General features: G+C 67.1%; 13 protein-coding genes. 6 read left to right on the forward strand and 7 right to left on the reverse strand.

The features are described from left to right. The first annotated feature begins 91 nt into the window (after positions 1 to 91). The gene (locus T333_RS08780; RefSeq protein WP_496424750.1) at positions 92 to 313 is read left to right on the forward strand and encodes a hypothetical protein; all 222 of its coding nucleotides are present in this window, start codon (positions 92 to 94) and stop codon (positions 311 to 313) included. Positions 314 to 1,763: 1,450 nt separating this feature from the next. Here T333_RS08780 and T333_RS08785 read toward each other — a convergent pair. The 4 genes from T333_RS08785 to T333_RS08800 form a co-directional block, all read right to left on the reverse strand. Then, positions 1,764 to 3,239: an ATP-binding protein gene (locus T333_RS08785; RefSeq protein WP_496424169.1), complete on the reverse strand. Its 1,476-nt coding sequence runs from the start codon at positions 3,237 to 3,239 to the stop codon at positions 1,764 to 1,766. A 164-nt stretch (positions 3,240 to 3,403) separates the two neighbouring features. After that, entirely contained in the window at positions 3,404 to 4,798 is a 1,395-nt protein-coding gene (locus T333_RS08790) for a vWA domain-containing protein (RefSeq protein ID WP_496424170.1), read from the reverse strand. Next, complete coding sequence (locus T333_RS08795; RefSeq protein WP_357253446.1) at positions 4,795 to 5,676, reverse strand: AAA family ATPase; 882 nt, start codon at positions 5,674 to 5,676, stop codon at positions 4,795 to 4,797. The genes T333_RS08790 and T333_RS08795 overlap by 4 nt, the downstream gene beginning before the upstream one ends. 105 nt (positions 5,677 to 5,781) lie before the next feature. After that, complete coding sequence (locus T333_RS08800; RefSeq protein WP_496424171.1) at positions 5,782 to 7,146, reverse strand: DUF2252 domain-containing protein; 1,365 nt, start codon at positions 7,144 to 7,146, stop codon at positions 5,782 to 5,784. 490 nt (positions 7,147 to 7,636) lie between these two features. Here T333_RS08800 and T333_RS08805 point away from each other — a divergent pair, with 490 nt between their 5' ends. Continuing rightward, on the forward strand, positions 7,637 to 7,939 hold the full coding sequence (locus T333_RS08805) for a hypothetical protein (protein WP_354999226.1): 303 nt from the start codon (positions 7,637 to 7,639) through the stop codon (positions 7,937 to 7,939). Between the two features lie 53 nt (positions 7,940 to 7,992). Here the strand turns inward: T333_RS08805 and ilvC are convergent, their stop codons facing one another. The 3 genes from ilvC to T333_RS08820 form a co-directional block, all read right to left on the reverse strand. Further along, entirely contained in the window at positions 7,993 to 8,994 is a 1,002-nt protein-coding gene (gene ilvC / locus T333_RS08810) for a ketol-acid reductoisomerase (RefSeq protein ID WP_496424751.1), read from the reverse strand. A gap of 141 nt (positions 8,995 to 9,135) precedes the next feature. Further along, the gene (gene ilvN, locus T333_RS08815) at positions 9,136 to 9,639 is read right to left on the reverse strand and encodes an acetolactate synthase small subunit (RefSeq protein ID WP_067781857.1); all 504 of its coding nucleotides are present in this window, start codon (positions 9,637 to 9,639) and stop codon (positions 9,136 to 9,138) included. After that, a complete protein-coding gene (locus tag T333_RS08820) occupies positions 9,636 to 11,570 on the reverse strand; it encodes an acetolactate synthase large subunit (RefSeq protein ID WP_354999225.1) in 1,935 nt (644 codons plus the stop codon). The genes ilvN and T333_RS08820 overlap by 4 nt, the downstream gene beginning before the upstream one ends. Before the next feature lie 348 nt (positions 11,571 to 11,918). Between T333_RS08820 and T333_RS08825 the strand changes: the two genes are divergently transcribed. The 4 genes from T333_RS08825 (at position 11,919) to T333_RS08840 (ending at position 16,097) form a co-directional block, all read left to right on the forward strand. Then, the gene (locus tag T333_RS08825; RefSeq protein WP_496424172.1) at positions 11,919 to 12,500 is read left to right on the forward strand and encodes a PH domain-containing protein; all 582 of its coding nucleotides are present in this window, start codon (positions 11,919 to 11,921) and stop codon (positions 12,498 to 12,500) included. 463 nt (positions 12,501 to 12,963) lie between these two features. Continuing rightward, the gene (gene ilvD, locus T333_RS08830; protein ID WP_496424173.1) at positions 12,964 to 14,805 is read left to right on the forward strand and encodes a dihydroxy-acid dehydratase; all 1,842 of its coding nucleotides are present in this window, start codon (positions 12,964 to 12,966) and stop codon (positions 14,803 to 14,805) included. Positions 14,806 to 14,896: 91 nt separating this feature from the next. Next, complete coding sequence (locus T333_RS08835) at positions 14,897 to 15,133, forward strand: hypothetical protein (protein WP_496424174.1); 237 nt, start codon at positions 14,897 to 14,899, stop codon at positions 15,131 to 15,133. 259 nt (positions 15,134 to 15,392) lie between these two features. After that, complete coding sequence (locus T333_RS08840; protein ID WP_496424175.1) at positions 15,393 to 16,097, forward strand: hypothetical protein; 705 nt, start codon at positions 15,393 to 15,395, stop codon at positions 16,095 to 16,097. Positions 16,098 to 16,215 lie beyond the last annotated feature (118 nt).

The following is a 16,215-nucleotide window of genomic DNA, read 5'->3' on the forward strand; positions in this document are numbered from 1 at the left end:
CGACCGGGTCCGGCCGCTGCGCGGCAGAACGGGTCGGCCTCGCCACCGGATCAAGGCACTGATCGCGGACAAGGGCTACGACTATCCGCGCGTGTATACCGAACTGCGGCAACGTCGTATCACCGGCTACATCCCCCGCCGCGGCACCCACGACAAGGTGACAGGGCGATGGATCGTCGAACAATCCCTTGCCCTGCTGCACCAGTACCGCCGCCTCGCCACCCGCTGGGAACGACGCACCGACATCCACCAAGGACTCCTCGACCTCGCCGCCGCCCTCATCTGCTGGCGAAGACTCCGCAACCGAACCTGATAGGTGCTCATAGCCTGCTGCAAGCAGGCCGTGTCGTCGTCGTCTGCGACAATCACATCGCGGACATGAGCTCTCTCGTTCGAATTCGCATATGTCCGTTCATCTTCCGAGATATCCGAGTCGAGATCATGGAAGTCGCCCGCGCCCATGTACCCGTCGGGTCTCGGGAGCGAAATGATGAAGTCTTTGGGAAAGATGTCGGCGGTGTCGCTCGGATCAATGAAGACGTTGGCGTACGGGGTCGCCGTGTAGCCGACGTATTGCGCTCGCGGCAGCATTGTCAGGAGTTCAGAAATCTTCTGGTTGATTGCGGTCCGATCGGCGTCGGGCTTCGGGCGAGCGGTGTTGACGGAGGCCTCATCCGACTCGTCATCGATGATCAGAACAGGGATCTCGGAAAGCGGAGTCTTGATCTTGTTGAGGTCTTTGACCAGCTTGCTCAGAACGGTCTTGTTCTTCTTGACCACCATGAGCCGAGCGGACGCACGGTGCAGGTTTCGGGGATCGTAGAGCGGGAACGCAGGCTGCTGCTTCTCGAATTCGAGGGCGACGATTCCCTGGAGCAGGCTCTTGTAGTCGTCGTAGCGGGTAGTCATGCGCACGATGTCGAAGGCCCCCAAAGCAGAGGGCAAGCCGCCGAAGCGCACGAACCTTCCCTTGCTCCACGCTGGGTCGTCGGCGTAGTCGGATTCGTACTCACCCGCACCGCGCAGGATGTTCTCTCGGCCGACCAGTTCCATGTCCAGACGACGCTGGGTCTGCGCGCGCAGGAGGTTGAGCGTTCCACCCAGCACGATGACCAGACGATATCCCGCGTCTACAGCCTTTGCGATGACGCCGGTGAAATTGGCGGTCTTCCCAGACTGGACATAACCGACGACCAGGCCCTTCGACTGGTAGGCATCGGCTCGGCTGGGATCGGCCAGGCGTTCGACGACACTGTCGGTTGCGACGTCGAGTCCCGCAATCGACTCTTCGGACCAACCGTTGCGGGCGAGCACCCCGCGATAGGACGGCCAGTACCAGGGCCTGCCCTGCTGCGAGGTAGGGGTGTACCAAGGTACGAAGTGCTCGCTGATGACTACTGGCGGAATGGTTTTGACGATCGGGATGACTGCCTCGAGCAGCTTCACCGTGGCAGGCTCGAGCGCGAGGAGGCGGTAGATGTCGGTACGACGTTCATCGGTGTGCGCCGCGGTAGTCGACCACGGTGGACTTTCGATGAAATCCCAGCGCGTCAATTGTATGCGCCACATGTCGACCAACTGGTCGCCCGGTACAGCGTCGAACAAGGCTTGCCGGAAGTCGTCTTCGTTCGCATGCAGCTCTACGCCCGCGGGCAGGTCCTCAGCTTGATATCGCATTGCACGCACGAGTCGTTTGGGCCTGCTACCAGCCAAGTCGGCGAGCACCGCACTGTGCAAGTCGAGCCGCAGCGCTTCGGACATGCTCATTCGCCTTCTCCGGTCTCGTCGTCGGGCTCGGTCATCTCGGCGCGAGCGGCTGAGAGCAGAATCGCCTGCCACAGTTGCAGATTGTCTTTGACCCTTGGACCACTGAACTCGGATTCGAAGACCTGGTGTAGTACCAGATACAAAAGTGACTTCAAGACCGGTGCGTCGTTCAGACTTCCACGACGTCCTCCCAGGATTGCGGCCCGGAAGCGCCGATTCAGCGAAATGACCCGCTGGTCACGGTCGAGGTCGAAGAAGACGTCTCCCGCAAGCTTTCGCCACTGGATGGCGATGGGTTGCTCGCCCGGAATCAGCGGCAATTCCTCCTCGATCGTCTCCCGCACCGCCGGCGCGAATCCGATGCCCGGTGGTATGACTGCCTTCCGTGTTGTTCCCGCTCGTTTGCGCGCTTCACGATAAGTGAGCTGCGCTTCGGCGATGTAATCGGTGAACAGTCGACCGTCGGCATCCTTGGCGTCCTCTAGTGCCGCGGCAAATTCCGGCGATGCCTCTACGCCCTCCTTCTTCACGCTGAGGCGGAAGACATCGGCAGATGCCGTAGGAAGGTCGACATCGATCCGAGCCAGCGCGAGGTGCTGCTCGGGTTGGCGGAAGTTGTTCCAACCACCCGCTTGCACGATGCGTCCGTTTCGATAGAAGTAGAACCCCTGCCGATCGAGCACAGTGCCGACCGATTTGTACTCGTCGAGAGACGACTTCGGGGGCCAGATGTGAGCGGTCAACGGCACGCGACCGATCGAGGGAACATCGGCAACGAAGATCCGCGGGTATTCCGGGTGGCCGCTGACGGGATAACCGAACGGATCCAGCGGCACCACACCGAAGTTCATGTAAACGTCGCCCGTTCGAATGTCCTCGACAACGATGGTGATGTTGAAGTCGTCGCGAAGCAGAAATCGATGTAGTTGGAGTCCCAGATGCAGGCCCAACTTGTTGATGGTTCGGTGCAGGTAGCGGTCTGTCTGCCCGCCGCCACCGTGCTGCGGGAAGTTCTTGACTCCGTCCCAGCGAATCACCGTCCCCTGCCAGGTGATCGGGCAGCCGTTGTAGCGGTCGATGAGCGACTGGGCGTACCGCGGTTCGACGATGTCGCACTGGAATCCGTTGCGCGCCTTCTCCATCACCCACCGCCGACCCGCGGGTCGAGTCTTGCGAGTACGGCTGGTGACTGTCACGGCCGCGGCTTGACTGAGAGACGCCGACTTCAAACCGGTTCCGAACATTCCCAGCGCGTTTGCCGCGTAGCCGCGGCGACCGCCGACGGTCATGGCGACGTCGAGATCCTCGTCGGTCATCCCGTGACCGTCATCAATGATCAGCAAGCTGACGAGCGTATCGCCGTCCCGCAGGAAGTGGACGACCACGTCGTGGGCGCGGGCATCGATGGAGTTGTCGATCAGGTCAGCGATCGCAGCTTCGAAGCCGTAACCCTGACTGGTCAGCGCGTCCATGTACCGTGCGTCCGGCGGTAGGTACTTCGTTCCCGCCGTTGGTACCTCGAACTCCCACTCAGCCGTCATCGCCACCCCAGGTCACCCACGCCAACAATTCGAAGGAAAACTCTAGTGAAAGATCAGCAATCGAGTGGTGGGCGTTACAGAAATGCCGCCCCGCTTCACGCAGGCAACAAGCGGGAGATCACCTCGGTCAGCTGGCGCACGTTGCGGCATTCGTGCATGGTGACGTGCTCCGCGTAGGTCAGCGCGGCGGAGTCTCCCGTGGACCAAGAGCGGGCGGGTTCGGGGTTGAGCCAGTAGGCGTGTTTGGCTCGGTCGGCCATCGCTCGCAGGGCGGGGAGGTTGGGGTCGGTGCGGTTGGTGCGGGCGTCGCCGAGGATGAGCAGGGAGGTGCGGGGGCCGAGGGCGTCGAGGTGGGTGTCGGCGAAGGTGCGGAGGGCTTCGCCGTAGTTGCTGCTGCCGAAGCGGGAGACGTTGGCCTCGCGGATGATTCGGGCGGAAAGGCCGGGGAGTGGTGGTTCGCCGGGGGTGAAGAAGCCGGTGATCTCGTCGCAGGTGTCGATGAAGCCGAAGCTGCGGACCTTGCTGAATTGGTCTTGCAGCGCCTGGACGAGTTGGAGGGTGAATTCGGCGAAACCGGTGACGGAGCCGGAGAGGTCGGCGAGGACGACGAGGTCGGGGCGGCCGTGTTTGCGGGCGCGCAGCACCGGGTCGACGGGGACGCCGCCGGTGGCCATGGAGCGGCGCAGGGTGCGGCGCATGTCGATCTGGCCGCGGACGGCCTTGCGGCGGCGGGCGGCGAGGCGGGTGGCGAGTTTGCGGGCCAATGGGTTCACGAGGCGGCGCATTTCGGCGAGATCTTGTTCGCGGGCGCCGAGGAAATCGATTCGGTCCGTTGCCGTTTCGACGCCGCGGCGGGCAATGTAGTCGGTGCCGCGCAGGTCGGCCGAGCGGAGTCGGGCCTGGGTTTGGACGGCAGTGCGGAACGAGCGCAGCCTGCGTTGGGCCTCGATGGTTCGGACGGCGGAATCGAGTTCGCCCGCGCCGCCCATGCTCGCCACGACGCGGTCCAGAAGTTCTTCCGGGCGAAGGGCTTTCATGGTCTGGTACGAGGACCAGCCCGCGCCGGACGCGGTCGTGACGGGCCGGGACGATTGACCAGCGCCGCCCGCACCGCCGTAACCGCCCAGCTCGGTGAGGGATTGGCTCGCGAGTTCGGCGAGCGCGGCCTGATCGTCGGCGGCCAGCGCGGCGGCGAGACGTTTGCGCAGCGTCTCGATGGACTCGGGAATCGTTGCGGGCGTCGGCCGTTCGGCGGTCAGGAAATAGAGGTCGAAGAGCTGGTCGAAGACGGCGCGTTGGCCGTTGCGGCGCAGCAGGCAGGCGGCCAGGCCGGAGCGCAGGAGTTCGCGGTTCTCGACGCCGAGGGCGACGATCGCCGACGCGGCGTCGACGGTTTCGCTGGGGCCCGCGTGGATTCCGTGCTCGCGGAGGAGGCCGACGAAGTCGACGAGACGGTCGGTGAGCGTCTCGTTCGAACCGAGCCCGTTCATCGCCGGTCGCTCTCCGGTTCCGACAACGCCAGCCGCTCGACCGCGATCCGATGGTCCGCTTGGTATTTGAGCAGCACACCGAGCGTCGACCGGACCACGCCGTTGGTCAGATTCCGCGCCCCCAGCGCCACGAGCGTCTTCGCCCAATCGACGGTCTCGGCGATCGACGGCGCCTTGCGCAGCGGCAGCTCACGCAGCGCGCCGACCACCCGCACCACCGGCTCCCCCAGCGCCTCGTCCAACTCCGGCACCTTCATCCGGACGATCGCGCGCTCGAGCTCGGCCGTCGGATAGTCGATGTGCAGGTACAGGCAACGCCGCTTCAGCGCCTCGGACAGGTCCCGGTTGGCGTTGGAGGTGACGATGACGAACGGCTTGCGGACCGCGGTGACGGTGCCGAGTTCGGGGATGCTGACCTGGAAGTCGCCGAGCACCTCGAGCAGCAGGCCCTCCAGCTCGACATCGGCCTTGTCGAGTTCGTCGATGAGCAGCACGGTGGGGTCGGGATTGCGGATGGCGGCCAGCAGCGGGCGGTCGAGCAGGAACTCCTCGGTGAAGACGTGATCGCGGGTCCGGTTCCAGTCCGCGCTGTCGGCGGCGGTGATGCGCAGCAGCTGCTTGGCGTGGTTCCACTCGTAGAGGGCGCGCGCCTCATCGATGCCCTCGTAGCACTGCAGGCGGATCAGCTCTGCCTCGGTCGCCGCGGCGACGGCCTTGGCCAGCTCGGTCTTGCCGACGCCCGCCGGACCCTCGATCAGCAGCGGCTTGCCGAGGTGCCCGGCGAGGAACACGGCCGTGGCGATGTCCAGCGACGGCAGGTAGCCCGCGTCGGCGAGACGCCGGGTCACCTGGTCGACCGAATCGAAAAACCTACTCATCGGTAGCCAGTGTAGAAGGACGTCACGGCGCTGCTCGCACGGCCGCGATCCGATACAAGGCGCTGGGATGAGCAGCCGATTCTCACGCGCCGGGACAGGCGGCTGTCACGCCCCCGGCGCGGCGGCGCGCACGCGTCCGCTTTCGATCGCCGCGAGCAACGCCTTGTGGTCGTCGAAGGTCTGATCCGCGTACGCGAGGGCGAAGTTCACCATCGCGCGGTCGAACGCGTCACCGGCGCCGAGGTAGGCGGCGATGGCGACGCGGTCGCCGGAGCGGGCGTGGGCGCGCGCCAGGCTCTGCCCGCAGAGCCTGGCGTAGGCGGTGAGCACCGGGCGGGACATGTTCTCGATCACCGCGGAGCCCTTCATGTCTCGCAGCTGGCGCCAGTAGTAGTGCCGTCCCTCGGGACCGGTGGCCCAGCCGAGGAAGATGTCGCTGGCGGCCTGCGTGAGTCGTTGGCCGTGCACCACCCGGTGACCTTGGTGCCGGAACCGGCTCGGCTCGAGGTGCGGGCTCAGCACGGACTCTTGGGCCTCTTTGACCTGGAGGAACAGCGGTCCCGCTGTGTCGCGGTCGGCGAGCAGGACGATGAAGCATCGGGTGCCGACGCTGCCGACGCCCACCACCTTCCGTGCGACATCGACCAGCCGGTGCCGGTCCAACAAGACACGGCGCTCCTCCGGCAGGCTGCGACGGTAGTCGGCGAACACCGCCGAGACAGCGTTCGCCTCCTGCTCCGCCAATGGCGTGACCAACGGCGGACGGTGCCGGATGCGCGGGATGCCGTCGGCGTCGAGGTCGGTGAGCTTGGCCAGCGCCTGCAAGCTGGTGCGGGCGCGGGCGGCATCGAGGGCCCGCTCGACGCCCTTGCGCCGCTGGGGTTTGCGAATCAACGCCGCGACCTCGTCGGCGTCGATCCGCTCGTACCAGACCTGCATCCCGTCGAGCCGGGCCAGCCGGCGCATCGACTCGCGATAGCCACGGGCCGCGGCGAGTACGGCCCGCTCGGCGTCGGTGTCGGCGCCGAAGTTCTCGCGCGCGGCCACCGCGACGCTGGCAGCCAAGCGCTGCACGTCCCACTCGAACGGACCGGGCAGTGTTTCGTCGAAGTCGTTGAGGTCGAACACCAGCGAGCGCTCCGGCGAAGCGAACAGGCCGAAGTTCGACAGGTGCGCGTCACCGCACAGCTGCACGGTCAGCTCGGTGCTCGCCGACGCGGCGAGGTCCGCGGCCATGATGGCGGGCGCGCCGCGCAGAAACGGAAACGGCCCCGCGGCCATCCGCGCGTAGCGGATAGGAACGAGCTCCGGGACGCGGGTGGCGGCCTGGCGTTCCAGGATGGTAACCGGATCGATGCGGTCGGGCGGAATTCGCCAGGCGCCGAGCGCGGAACGCGAGACCCGTTTGCGCGCCTCGCGTCCGAGCGAGACGGCGGTCGACCCGGGGTCAGCGGCGGACGAGGTCGTCATTTGCCCAGTGTGATGGGCCGCGAACGGGGTGGCAAGGTTCACTCGATCCGGCGGCGCGTTCGAAAGGCAGTCGCGCACACCATTCCAGCCACGCGCAATTGCTCGAGAATTGCCACCTGGCGACAGCGGGATTCGGCGGCTGGACAGCCCGCCGAATGCCCGGCCATACCTCAACGATGGATGAGATTGCGCCCCAACGCCTGCGCCCGTCCGGTCCGGGCGCAACTCCGGCTTCGCCCTCAGGGTATCCCCCTATCGGCGTAGTACTTCAGACTGAAAATTGTTCGCGAATGCCGAACGCCCAGTGACCTTTCGGCTCGAGTGGTGCAGAGTGTAGGCGTGCGGTCGCCGACGCGACGGTATGTCCGGGGGTCGCGTTCCCGCGACGACGACGGCACGTCCTATCCAGACCCGTTCGCCCAGCTCAGGCGAACGGATCCCCGCGAGGGATGGCGAACGAGCGGTTCGCCGCAGAGTGAAAGGATTCACGTTGTCCACCACACGCAAGTCCGCGACCGGACGCATGCTGGCCCGAGTGGCCGTCGCGGGCGCGGTCGCCGCAATACCGTTGGCCGCCTTGGCCGTACCCGCATCGGCCGAGCCGGGCGCCCCCACCATCACCGAGGTCCGCCACCACCACCCGAGGGATTGCCACGGGAACTGGGGCTGGGATTTCTGGGACAACGACTGGAACAGTTGGAACCAGTGGGATCGCTGCGACGGCTGGCCCGGCAACGGCTGGCACGGCAACGGTCTCTGGGGCTGGCCGCGCGGCTCCTTCGGCAGCAGCTAGAAACGCAACGGCCCGGCACCCCTCGGGTGCCGGGCCGTTGTGTGCGACGACGCTTACGCGGTCTCGGTGATCGGCCGGTCGACCCAGCTCATCAGGCCGCGCAGCTTGGCGCCGGTGACCTCGATCGGGTGCTCGGCGTTCTGCTTGCGCAGACCCTCGAGCTCCTTGTTACCGCCCTCGACGTTCGCGACGAGGCGCTTGACGAAGGTGCCGTCCTGGATGTCCTTCAGGATCGCCTTCATCCGCTCCTTCGTGTCGGCGTCGATGACGCGCGGACCCGACAGGTAGCCACCGAACTCCGCGGTGTCGGACACCGAGTAGTTCATCCGCGCGATGCCGCCCTCGTACATCAGGTCGACGATCAGCTTCAGCTCGTGCAGCACCTCGAAGTAGGCCATCTCCGGCGCGTAACCGGCCTCGACCATGACCTCGAAACCGGTCTTCACCAGTTCCTCGGTGCCACCGCACAGCACGGCCTGCTCACCGAACAGGTCGGTCTCGGTCTCTTCCTTGAAGGTGGTCTTGATGACGCCCGCGCGGGTGCCGCCGATGCCCTTGGCGTAGGACAGCGCCAGCGCCTGGCCCTCGCCCTTCGGGTCCTGGTCGATGGCGATGAGCGCGGGAACGCCCTTGCCGTCGACGAACTGGCGGCGCACCAGGTGGCCGGGGCCCTTCGGCGCGACCATGCCGATGGTGACGTCGGCCGGGGGCTTGATCAGGCCGAAGTGGATGTTCAGGCCGTGGCCGAAGAACAGCGCGTCGCCGTCCTTCAGGTTCGGCTCGATGTCGTTGGTGAAGATGGACGCCTGCGCGGTGTCGGGCGCCAGCACCATGATCACGTCGGCCCACTCGGAGACCTCGGCCGGGGTGCCGACGGTCAGACCAGCCTCTTCGGCCTTCACCCGAGACTTCGAACCCTCAGCGAGACCGACGCGGACGTCCACGCCGGAGTCGCGCAGGCTCAGCGAGTGCGCGTGGCCCTGGCTGCCGTAGCCGATGACAGCGACCTTGCGGCCCTGGATGATCGACAGGTCGGCGTCGTCGTCGTAGAACATCTCGACTGCCACTTGATTGGTTCCCTTCGGATCATCCCCGCCGATGCGGGGAAACGATGTGCGCATCTTGCGCTTGTACTGGGACGGGGCTCATCTCCGCGTGCGCGCGGGGACCAACACCGACCGTCGATCGCGACCACCCTAGCGGGTGGCCGTAATGGACTTGGGGCCGCGGCCGACAGCGACCACGCCCGACTGCACGATCTCGCGGATACCGTACGGCTCGAGCATGCGCAGCAGTGCGTCCAGCTTGGACCGGGTTCCGGTCGCCTCGATGGTCAGCGCGTCCGGCGAGACGTCGATCACCTTGGCGCGGAACAACTGCACGGCCTCGATCACCTGGGTGCGCACGCTCGCGTCGGCGCGCACCTTGACCAGGATCAGCTCGCGCGCGACCGACGCGTCGGCGTCCTGCTCGACGATCTTGATGACGTTCACCAGCTTGTTGAGCTGCTTGGTGACCTGCTCGAGCGGCAGGTCCTCGACCGTCACGACGATCGTCATACGCGAGATCTCAGGGATCTCGGTGCCGCCGACCGCGAGCGACTCGATGTTGAACCCGCGGCGCGAGAACAGACTCGCCACCCGCGCCAACACGCCCGGCTTGTCCTCCACGAGGACACTCAGGGTGTGGGTGCTACTCATGCCTCAGTCCCCTTGTTCTTCTCGTGCGACATCGCCTCGTGGATGACGGCGGGCTCGGCGGCCTGCTCGTCCTCGTCGAACAGCGGGCGGATACCGCGGGCGGCCATGATCTCGTCGTTGCTGGTGCCCGCGGCGACCATCGGCCACACCTGGGCGTCCTTGCCGACGATGAAATCGATCACGACCGGACGGTCGTTGATGGACTGCGCCTCGCGGATCGCGGCCTCGACGTCCTCTTCCTTCTCCACGCGGATGCCGTGGCAGCCGAGCGCCTCGGCGAGCTTGACGAAGTCGGGGATGCGCAGGGTGTGGGTGCCCAGGTCGGTGTTGGAGTAGCGCTCCTCGTAGAAGAGGGTCTGCCACTGCCGGACCATGCCCAGGTTGCCGTTGTTGATCAGCGCGACCTTGATCGGCACGCCCTCGACGGCGCAGGTGGCCAGCTCCTGGTTGGTCATCTGGAAGCAGCCGTCACCGTCGACCGCCCACACTTCCTTCTCCGGCGCGCCCATCTTGGCGCCCATGGCGGCCGGGACGGCGTAGCCCATGGTGCCGAGACCGCCGGAATTCAGCCAGGTGCGCGGCTTCTCGTACTTGATGAACTGCGCGGCCCACATCTGGTGCTGGCCGACGCCCGCGCAGTAGATCGCGTCCGGTCCGGCCAGGCGGCCGAGCGCGTCGATGACGAACTCCGGCGACAGCGAGCCGTCCTTCGGCGGGGTCCAGCCCAGCGGGTACTGCTTGCGCACGCCGTCCAGGTAGGACCACCACTCCGAGATGTCCAGCAGCGGAGCCGCGCCTGCGGCCGGGTCGGCCTTCAGGGTCTCGATCAGCTCTGTGATGACCTCGCGGCAGTCGCCCACGATCGGGACGTCGGCGTGCCGGTTCTTGCCGATCTCGGCCGGGTCGATGTCGGCGTGGATCACCTTGGCGCCGGGCGCGAACGAGTCCAGCTGACCGGTCACGCGGTCGTCGAAGCGGGCGCCGAGGGTGATCAGCAGGTCCGACCGCTGCAGGGCCGCGACCGCGCCGACGGTGCCGTGCATGCCGGGCATGCCCATATTCAGCTGGTGGCTGTCGGGGAACGCGCCGCGCGCCATCAGGGTGGTGACCACCGGGATGCCGGTCAGCTCGGCCAGTTCCAGCAGCTCGGCCGAGGCGTCGGCCTTGATCACGCCGCCGCCCACGTACAGCACGGGGGCCTTGGACTCGAGGATCATCCGCGCGGCCTCGCGCACCTGCTTGCCGTGCGGCTTGGTGACCGGACGGTAGCCGGGCAGCCGCATCTCCGGCGGCCAGCTGAAGGTGGTCTGCGCCTGCAGCACGTCCTTGGGGATGTCGACGAGCACCGCGCCCGGACGGCCGGAGGCGGCCAGGTAGAACGCCTCGGCGATCATGCGCGGGATGTCGGCGCCGTCGGTGATCAGGAAGTTGTGCTTGGTGATCGGCATGGTGATGCCGGAGATGTCGGCTTCCTGGAAGGCGTCGGTGCCGATCAGGCCGCGGCCGACCTGGCCGGTGATCGCGACGATCGGCACCGAGTCCATCTGGGCGTCGGCGATCGGCGTCACCAGGTTGGTCGCGCCGGGGCCGGATGTGGCCATACACACACCGACCTTGCCGGTCGCCTGCGCGTACCCGGTGGCCGCGTGACCCGCGCCCTGCTCGTGGCGCACCAGCACGTGGCGGACCTTGGTCGAGTCGAAGAGTGGGTCGTACACCGGGAGAATCGCGCCGCCGGGGATGCCGAATACGGTGTCGACGCCGAGCTCCTCGAGCGACCGGACGACGGACTGCGCGCCGGTGACCCGCTCGGGCGGGACCTGGCGGCGGTTCGCCGTGGTCGTCGGAGTGCCAGCGGGCGATGCCTGCTGAGTAGCCGAAGGCGCTGGCCTGCGGGCCGAGGGCCCGGGCCGTGCGGTTGGTGCGCTCACCGTCTTCGTTTCCTAACTTGTCGTTCTTGACCCCGGACAACACTGCTGTGCTCGACACGATCGGTCTTCGCGACCCGCCGCGCCGGAAACTGCCCGAACACAAAAAAGCCCCCGACCAGCGCATGGCTGTTCGAGGGTGGCGCGTCGCAACGCGAGCTGACGTATTCGACCTAGGTAGTCAGGCTCAACGCTGGACGCGCCGGCCGATTACGAGCAACTCGTTTCGATTCACGCGCACGACGTTAAGCGGGCGTGAAGCGATGAGTCAAACAGATGACCCAGTACGTCCCATTATGTGGGACTCCAGTGGTTGCTTGTGTCCGATTACCAGGATGCGAGGATGGTGGTGTGTCATCACCGCATCAGTCCGTGCCACCGGCTAAATCGTCCCATACCTCCGACGCGGGATCGGATACGGGTCGGCCGGAGGCCAAGGTCATCCGCATTCAGCCGCTCGCCTACCTCGGCGTGGTCGTGCTCGCGCTGTGCGTGTTCCTCTTCTTCGTCGGCTGGCCCGCCGCCCTGTGGTGGCTGCTGGCACTGCCCGTGGTGGTGGCCGCCTGGGTGGCGCGCACCCGGACCGTCGTCTCCGACGCCGGGCTGGACCTGCGCAGCCTCTTCGGCTCGCGGCACATCGACTGGGACCAGATCAAAGGTGTGAGCATTCCCAAGCGCGGATTCGTGCGCGCGCACCTGACCGACGAGTCGCAGGTGCGGCTGCCGGCGGTCAGCTACGACCAGCTGCGCACGCTGATCGCGGCGTCGAAGGGACGGCTGCCCGATCTGTTCGGCGCGGCCGCGGCGGCCGAAGCCGAGCGGGACGCCGAGGAGCGGGCGAGCGCGGAGCCGGTTGGAGACGCGGGCGAGGGATCGACTGGAGGCGCGGAGTCGGCCGAGGCAACGGAGAAGGATCGCAAGTCCGACGACTGAAGTCCTAGTCGGCCGGAGTCTCGGCGGCGCTCGAGGCCGCGGCGAAGGCGGAGGTACGCGCACAGTCGGAGCGAATGCCGAGGTGGACGGTCGACGTGCGCAGGCCAGGTAGTTCGCAGGCGGTACGAGAGCCGCTCCCGCACTTGGTTCTTCCCGCGCTTCGGAATATCGGCTGGACACGCGACGCTAGTCTTGGCGTAGCCGCGCCGCCGACGGACAACCGCCCGCGCGGCTGGACGGTTCGGGTACCGACACACACCCGATGACACCGTCCGCGCCGACGACCACCACCCGCGGCGACACGAACGCACCCGCGACGCGCGGCACATCGCCTACCGCGACCGGCGACATCGGCCCGGCACCCCCGGGAGTACCGTGGAACAGCCGCCGAGCGAGTTCCGCACACGCCGAGCGAACTCCGCGCAGTCGCACCACAGCCCCCGCGACCCTCCGAGGACCCTCCATGCCACCGCTTCGTTCACGCACCACCACCGCCGGACGCAACGCCGCAGGCGCACGCGCGCTGTGGCGGGCCACCGGCCTCACCGACTCCGACTTCGGCAAGCCGATCGTCGCCATCGCGAACTCCTACACCCAGTTCGTGCCGGGCCACGTGCATTTGAAGGACGTCGGTGAGATCGTGGCGGAGGCGGTCCGCGCCGCGGGTGGCGTGCCGCGCGAGTTCCACACCATCGCCGTGGACGACGGCATCGCGATGGGCCACGGCGGCATGCTCTACTCGCTGCCCTCCCGCGAGATCATCGCCGACTCGGTCGAATACATGGCCAACGCGCACACCGCCGACGCGCTGGTGTGTATCTCCAACTGCGACAAGATCACTCCGGGCATGCTGAACGCCGCCATGCGACTGAACATCCCGGCCGTGTTCGTCTCCGGCGGTCCGATGGAGGCCGGTAAGGCCGTCGTGGTGGGCGGTGTCGCCCAGGCTCCGACGGACCTGATCACCGCGATCTCGGCCAGCGCCAACAGCAATGTCACCGACGAGGGGCTGGACGAGGTCGAGCGCAGCGCCTGCCCGACCTGCGGCTCCTGTTCCGGCATGTTCACCGCCAACTCGATGAACTGCCTCACCGAGGCGCTGGGTCTGGCGTTGCCGGGCAACGGCTCCACGCTGGCCACGCACGCCGCCCGCCGCGCGCTGTTCGAGAAGGCGGGCCGGGTGATCGTCGACATCGCCAACCGCTGGTACCGCGAGGACGACGCCTCGGTGCTGCCGCGAAACGTGGCCAACCAGAAGGCGTTCCGCAACGCGATGGCGCTCGACGTGGCGATGGGCGGTTCCACCAACACGGTGCTGCACACCCTCGCCGCCGCGCAGGAGGGCGAGATCGATTTCGATCTGAGCACCATCGACGAGATCAGCCGCGAAGTGCCTTGCCTGTCCAAGGTCTCGCCGAACTCGGACTACCACATGGAGGACGTGCACCGGGCGGGCGGCATCCCGGCCATCCTCGGCGAGCTGCGCCGCGCCGGGCTGCTCGAAACCGACGTGACCACGGTGCATACCGCGAGCTTCGACGAGTGGCTCGACACCTGGGACATCCGCTCCGGCAAGGCATCCGACGAGGCCGTCGAGCTGTTCCACGCCGCGCCGGGCGGGGTCCGCACCACCGAGCCGTTCTCCACGGACAACCGGTGGTCCTCGCTGGACACCGACGCCGCGGGCGGCTGCATCCGCGACAAGGAGCACGCCTACACCGTCGAGGGCGGTCTGGTCGTGCTGCGCGGCAACATCGCGCCGGACGGCGCGATCCTCAAGACCGCGGGCATCGACGAGGATCTGTTCTCCTTCCAGGGTCCCGCCGTCGTCGTGGAATCGCAGGAGGAGGCCGTGTCGGTCATCCTCGGTAAGCAGATCAAGCCGGGCGACGTGATCGTCGTGCGGTACGAGGGCCCCGCGGGCGGTCCCGGTATGCAGGAAATGCTGCACCCCACCGCGTTTCTGAAGGGCGCCGGTCTCGGCAAGCAGTGCGCGCTGATCACCGACGGCCGCTTCTCCGGTGGCACCTCGGGCCTCTCGATCGGCCACATCTCCCCCGAGGCGGCCAGCGGCGGCGTGATCGGTCTCATCGAGAACGGCGACCAGATCCGCATCGACGTCGCCACCCGCGCGCTCGAGGTGCTCGTCGACGACGCCGTGCTCGCCGAGCGCCGCGCCAAGATGGAAGCCTCCGAGCGGCCGTGGCAGCCCGTCGACCGCGAGCGCCCGGTCACCACGGCCCTGCGCGCCTACGCCGCCCTCGCCACCTCCGCCGACAAGGGCGCCGTCCGCCGCGTCCCCTGATCGCCCGAACGACGAAGGCCCCGGTTCTCCACCGGGGCCTTCGTCGCCTCGGAACAGCCCGGCCGCCACAACATGGAAGAAGCTGATGTCGTTGGATCTGTCGTTCTTCCGCTCGGAAAGCTCCCAGCGCCTGCGCGCCGAAGGGCACGCAGAAGGGCATGCAGAAGGGGTGTGCGGGAGCATTTTGCGGGTGCTCGAGCGCCGCGGCGTCGAGGTTCCAGCAGAGTCGCACGATCGCATCGTGGGATGCGCCGATCGAGACACGCTGTACGCCTTGCTCGATCGGGCGCTGGTGGTCACGGACGTGCGGGACCTGTTCCAGGACTGACCCCGGAGAGTCCCCTGGACACGCCGGTATCGGGGCGAGGGTCGAAGAAACGCCGAACACACTTTCGATCACTGCCGATCGCTGTCCTACTGTCTCCGCCATGGTCGGTTCACAGCACGAGGCAATGCACCGGATCTTCCAGCACGACCCAGGCGTTTTCGCGCGCGCCGTCCGCGCGCTCGGACTACCTTTCCTCGATCCTGTGGAGGTTGCGCTACTCCCCACTGATCTGACCGAAAACCGTCCGGTGGAACGTCGAGTGGACACTCTGCTCCGGATCACCACGGTCGACGGGGCGTTCCTGTTGCTCGTCGAGGCACAGGGACAGATCGACCACGCCAAGCCCTCCGCGTGGGCCTACTATCTGTCGCATTTGCACGCCAAGTACGGGCTCCCGCCGGTTCTGCTGATCGTGTGTCATGACCAGCAGACGGCGCACTGGGCGCGCAGACCACCGGCGATCGGCATACCGTTCCGGCGCAGTCTCATCCTCGCCCCCATCGTCCTCGGGCCGCACAATGTCCCCGCAGTCACCGACGTCGCCGCCGCAGCGGCCGACATCCCGCTGGCCGCGTTGTCCGCGGTCACCCACGCCAACGAGCCGGACATCAATGCCATACTGAAGGCGTTGGCTACCGCTCTGCACGGGTTCGACGAGGACCGGTCCATCTTCGCCGAACTCACCGAAATGGGGCTCGGAACCAGCCCGGCCGCCACAACATGGAGGAAGCTGATGTCGTTGGATCTGTCGTTCTTCCGCTCGGAAAGCTCCCAGCGCCTGCGCGCCGAAGGGCATGCAGAAGGGGTGTGCGGGAGCATTTTGCGGGTGCTCGAGCGCCGCGGCGTCGAGGTTCCATCGGAGACACACGATCGGATCGTGGCTTGCACCGACCGGGACACGCTGCACACCTGGCTGGACCGAGCGCTCGTGGTCACCGACGTGCGCGACCTCTTCCACGACTGACCCTCGGAACTCGCTGAGGCCGTGGCGCCAGCGATCGGGTCTGCTCGACTCTGCGGCGACTGGCCGTCCGTGGGATCCGATCTGCTGCTTCAGCACGGACGAACCCGCGTACGGCCGC

Source organism: Nocardia sp. CNS-044 (assembly GCF_059570515.1).

What these genes read in the sequence shown, in the direction of transcription:
- T333_RS08785 (WP_496424169.1), bottom strand. Translation starts at nt 3,239, where the DNA reads ATGGACGCGCTGACCAGTCAGGGTTACGGCTTCGAAGCTGCGATCGCT.
- T333_RS08790 (WP_496424170.1), bottom strand. Translation starts at nt 4,798, where the DNA reads ATGAACGGGCTCGGTTCGAACGAGACGCTCACCGACCGTCTCGTCGAC.
- T333_RS08795 (WP_357253446.1), bottom strand. Translation starts at nt 5,676, where the DNA reads ATGAGTAGGTTTTTCGATTCGGTCGACCAGGTGACCCGGCGTCTCGCC.
- T333_RS08800 (WP_496424171.1), bottom strand. Translation starts at nt 7,146, where the DNA reads ATGACGACCTCGTCCGCCGCTGACCCCGGGTCGACCGCCGTCTCGCTC.
- ilvC (WP_496424751.1), bottom strand. Translation starts at nt 8,994, where the DNA reads ATGTTCTACGACGACGACGCCGACCTGTCGATCATCCAGGGCCGCAAG.
- ilvN (WP_067781857.1), bottom strand. Translation starts at nt 9,639, where the DNA reads ATGAGTAGCACCCACACCCTGAGTGTCCTCGTGGAGGACAAGCCGGGC.
- ilvD (WP_496424173.1), top strand. Translation starts at nt 12,964, where the DNA reads ATGCCACCGCTTCGTTCACGCACCACCACCGCCGGACGCAACGCCGCA.